The sequence below is a fragment of the Candidatus Zixiibacteriota bacterium genome, from assembly GCA_022865345.1.
In the GTDB taxonomy this organism is placed as follows: Bacteria; Zixibacteria; MSB-5A5; order MSB-5A5; family RBG-16-43-9; genus RBG-16-43-9.
Map to the genome: position 1 here is coordinate 1 of JALHSU010000106.1, position 4,067 is coordinate 4,067.

General features: G+C 42.6%; 6 protein-coding genes. 5 read left to right on the forward strand and 1 reads right to left on the reverse strand.

Annotation, left to right across the window (positions count from 1 at the left end; all coding sequences use genetic code 11):
* From MUP17_04745 to rnhC, 5 genes are all read left to right on the forward strand, one after another.
* On the forward strand, nucleotides 1-238 hold a 238-nt coding region (locus tag MUP17_04745; protein ID MCJ7458278.1), incomplete at its 5' end, for a hypothetical protein.
* 508 nt (nucleotides 239-746) lie between these two features.
* A complete protein-coding gene (locus MUP17_04750; protein ID MCJ7458279.1) occupies nucleotides 747-1,148 on the forward strand; it encodes a hypothetical protein in 402 nt (133 codons plus the stop codon).
* 292 nt (nucleotides 1,149-1,440) lie between these two features.
* The gene (locus MUP17_04755) at nucleotides 1,441-1,632 is read left to right on the forward strand and encodes a hypothetical protein (protein MCJ7458280.1); all 192 of its coding nucleotides are present in this window, start codon (nucleotides 1,441-1,443) and stop codon (nucleotides 1,630-1,632) included.
* 414 nt (nucleotides 1,633-2,046) lie between these two features.
* Nucleotides 2,047-2,604, forward strand: a complete 558-nt coding sequence (gene efp, locus MUP17_04760; GenBank protein MCJ7458281.1) for an elongation factor P — start codon at nucleotides 2,047-2,049, stop codon at nucleotides 2,602-2,604.
* A gap of 19 nt (nucleotides 2,605-2,623) precedes the next feature.
* Nucleotides 2,624-3,490, forward strand: a complete 867-nt coding sequence (rnhC, locus tag MUP17_04765) for a ribonuclease HIII (protein ID MCJ7458282.1) — start codon at nucleotides 2,624-2,626, stop codon at nucleotides 3,488-3,490.
* A 226-nt stretch (nucleotides 3,491-3,716) separates the two neighbouring features.
* Here the strand turns inward: rnhC and MUP17_04770 are convergent.
* A partial coding sequence (locus tag MUP17_04770) for a metal-dependent hydrolase (protein MCJ7458283.1) occupies nucleotides 3,717-4,067 on the reverse strand: 351 nt, incomplete at its 5' end.

The window sequence follows — 4,067 nt, forward strand, 5'->3', positions numbered from 1 at the left end:
AAAAGCTGAGCTTTTAGAAGAATCTCTAAAAAAGAAAGATTTAAAGGGAGAGGAGATAGAAAGTTTCATATCTTTATGTAAAGAGCAGTTCCGCAAGATAAATCTGATTTTGAACGCCTTAAGTTCTCTTTCCGAGCTTAGGTATAGAAATTATCCCTTAGGCATAGAGATGATCAATATAGAAGATAAGATCAAAAAAGATCTGAGATCAAAATTGGTCTTGCGGGCAAAAGATTAATGCAGATGGAACTCTGCAGGAAGGAAAGAGGATAAAAGGAATTAACCTGAAGCCGGTCTTTACCGGGGGAGTGAGACTGGTTTCATCCTTCCCCAAGGCTGGGCTCTTAGGGGGGAGCCCAGCCTTCCTCTTTTAACTCTTCTGTCTAAAGATTATTCTTTAGATAATTATTTTGAGAATAGCTGAGGGGCATGTCAAGCCAAGTTGATTAAGGAAGAGTTGAAGCTTCTCAAAGAGAATAGATATATTTTAGATAATCTTTCATCTCTGGTTGAAAATACCTCAAAATCTAAAATGGGGTAATCAGCAGAGAATCTATCAGAAAGGAAGTAGAGTGAAAAAAATGGGTTCCGGTTTGTCCGCTGTATGAGAAGTACAAGTTGTTATGTAATAATTTCTGCTTGGACTCGGTTTTTTAAAAATACTAAAAAATATTTTAAATCTTATGACAGGTTATGACATACAGAGTTTCGATAAGCTAAATAGGGAAATTAATAGGGGGGATTAAATGAGTAAAAACCGCGATTCTCTACTGCGGACTTTATTAGGTAATTTCTTCGAAGAAGAAAAGAAAGAAATCTCTATCGAAGCCATCGAAAAATTAATGGCTACGATCTCGTATTATTTAGGCGATCCACTTACCGTAGTTCAGGGTAAGGCTGAACTCTTAGAAGAATCCCTCAAAAACAAAGACCTGCAAAAAGAGGAGATAGAAACTTTCCTCTCTTTATGCAAAGAGCAGTTGTCCAAGATAAATGTAGTCTTGAACGCTTTAAGGTCTCTTTCCGAGCTAAGGTATAGAAGCTACCCTCTGGGAATCGAGATGATCGACATAGAAGATAAAATAAAAAGCGGACTGGATAAAAACAGGATGATGAAGATGGAACTCTGCAGGAAGGAAAGAGGATAAAAGGAGTTATCCCGAAGCCAGTCTTTACCGGGGGGCTGAGGCTGGTTTCATCCTTCTTGACGGCTGGGCTCTTAGGGGGGAGCCCAGCCTTTCTCTTTAAGACCCGCCTCAAGGGTAAAAAGGGGCTGTCGCACCAAAAAAATAAATTATAAGATTCCGTCGGGTCAGTCCGCCTCTGGCGGACGACGGACACTTATAATCCCCCTCCCTTGTAGGGAGTGACAAAGGGAAGGTAAAGGCACGTAAAAACTCATTCGATGCGTCTCTACCCTGCGATAAAGAGAGCAAAAATATGAACTGCTGGGAATTTATAAAATGCCCTCAGGAATACAGGGAATATTGTCTGGCTTACCCCAGTTATGGCAACATCTGCTGGAAAGCTACCCTCATCAGTTGCAGCACAGGCAAGGTACTTGGCTCAAAGGAGAAGATGAAGGAATGTCAAATGTGTGAGTTTTATAAAAAGAACAAAGTTGAAGATTGAACGTCATCTTACCGTCAGGTCAGGGGATCTGACAGCCACTTATTATCTCCCTCCCTTATAGGGAGGGACAATGCACGTACTGTAGAGGCGAGGTTTTCTCGCCCCTGTTTTTTATCGCCGGGTGGCACCCTCAAACCGGTTTGAGGGTGAGGATGTAAAACCTCTCCCTAACCCTCTCCTTAGGAGGGAGAGGGGACGGAGACGTATGCGATGCGTCTCTACAGGATTACCTCACCCTGACCCTCTCCTTCAAGTAGAGGGAACAAGCGGGAATCCTGTAGTTGCTCGATTTATCGAGCAGATATAAACCTGATGAATCAGGCAACTACTTTTCTTATAGATTCCTGTTGCAAAGTAAATTATTTTAATTATATTAAAACCCGAAATCCGCCAGAGGTGGATTGGAGGTTATAGATGTTATCTACGACTGATTTTCGCAAGGGGCTTAAGATTAAAATCGAAGGAGAGCCATATTACATAGTCGATTTCCAGCATGCCCGCACAGCCCAGAGAAGAGCTTTTGTCAGGACCAAGCTGAAAAACATAAAAACCGGTGCAGTTCTGGAAAGAACCTTTTCAGCCGGGGAGACCTTTGAGGAGCCGGACTTCCAGGAAAAATGGATGCAGTATCTTTATTCTTCCGGAGATGAATTTCACTTCATGGATTCAAAGACTTATGAGCAGATCATTTTTAACGAGGAGCATTTAGGAGAATACAGATGGTACCTCAAAGAAAACGAAGAATATAAAATACTTTTCTTCGAAGGAAAGCAGGTTAGTCTGGATATTCCTACGTCGGTCCTCCTGAAGGTAGTGGCTACCGAACCCGCCATAAAGGGAGATTCGGTGACCAACATAACCAAGGATGCGACCCTGGAGACCGGTTTGGTGGTCAAAGTTCCTCTGTTCATCAAAGAAGGGGATACCATAAAGGTCGATACCCGCAGCGGGGAGTACATAGAGCGAGCTTAATCCTTTTTTATCATAAAAAATGAAAAATAAAAAAGCTGGCTCCGGAGATAGAGGAGCTAATAAAATCGGTTCATTCCGTTCGGACAAAAATAAATCAAGACACTTCCATCCTGCACAACCTTCTTTTTACCAGAAGGAATCTATAAAGGGAAGCGGTAAGGAAAGCTCAAGAGAAGAGAAACCTGAAAAGTTAGAACCTGAAGTCAAAGCTCCCCACAAGCCAACTGGCTGGATCGGGACTGACGAGTCCGGCAAAGGGGACTATTTTGGGCCTCTGGTAGTGGCAGGGGTTTATTTAGAAGATAATCTTGTTCCACAGTTAAGGCAGTTAAACGTCCGGGATAGTAAGAAGATTTCAGACGGGGTTATAAAAGACCTGGATTTCAGATTGCGCAGCATCTGCCGCTACTCGGTCGTGGTAATCGGACCTGAAAAATATAATCTGTTATACTCCCGAATGAAAAACCTGAACCGGATTCTTGCCTGGGGACATGCCAGGGTGATCGAGAATATACTCCTTCAGGTGGATGCGGCCAGAGCTTTATCTGATCAGTTCGGGGATGAAATGTATATCAAGAATGCGCTGATGAAATTGGGCAAGAAAATCAGATTAGAGCAAAGGCCTGGAGCGGAATCAGACTTAGCCGTTGCGGCTGCCTCGATTTTAGCCCGGGCTGAGTTTTTGAACCGGTTAGAAGGTCTTTCCCGCGAATGCGGAATGGTTTTGCCCAAGGGGGCTTCCCCTCAGACCGAGGAGGAGGCAAGGAAATTAGTGGAGAAGTTAGGTAAGGAAAATTTAGAGAAATACGTGAAGATGCATTTCAAGAATACCTTGAAGGTTCTATCTCCCCAACCGCAAAAAGAGGAGCCAGCCCCCCAAGGCTAAATTCCTTTCCCCGGTCATCTTTTTGTAGTGCTACCTTTTCAGGCTCGAATTTTAAATTGTAGTGGAGATCTTTAGTGTATTATCAAGTAGCATAGGTTACAGATCAATCAACTGACACAGGTAACAGTTTTGATTAGTTTTGAATCGTGATAGACCTCCAAAAGGTTTCTTTTTTGCTCCGCAATTTGCGGAGCTCTACGATTTTCTCGAATCCTTTAATCCTTTCTTATAGATTATAACTTTCACCGATTTTGAGTATCTTTACTTTACTCTTTGAACCCTTCAACTTTTTAGCAAAGACTTGAGGATCTTGCTTTATAACATCGAAAGTATCAAAATGCATTGGAATGACCACTTTGGGTTTTAAAAATTGGACTGCCTTTACCGCATCTTCAATTCCCATCGTAAAGTTATCCCCGATAGGGATCAAAGCGACATCCAACTTGTTCATTTGTCCAATCAGCTTCATATCAGAGAAAAGCCCGGTGTCTCCTGAATGATATATATTCTTTCCCGCAAAACTAACCACAAACCCACACGGGTTACCGGTATAGGTTATCTGCTCGTCAACTACGGC

Bases quoted from the DNA above. Each gene is read 5' to 3' on its own strand.
- MUP17_04750 (MCJ7458279.1), top strand. From the start codon at position 747: ATGAGTAAAAACCGCGATTCTCTACTGCGGACTTTATTAGGTAATTTC.
- efp (MCJ7458281.1), top strand. From the start codon at position 2,047: ATGTTATCTACGACTGATTTTCGCAAGGGGCTTAAGATTAAAATCGAA.
- rnhC (MCJ7458282.1), top strand. From the start codon at position 2,624: ATGAAAAATAAAAAAGCTGGCTCCGGAGATAGAGGAGCTAATAAAATC.
- MUP17_04755 (MCJ7458280.1), top strand. From the start codon at position 1,441: ATGAACTGCTGGGAATTTATAAAATGCCCTCAGGAATACAGGGAATAT.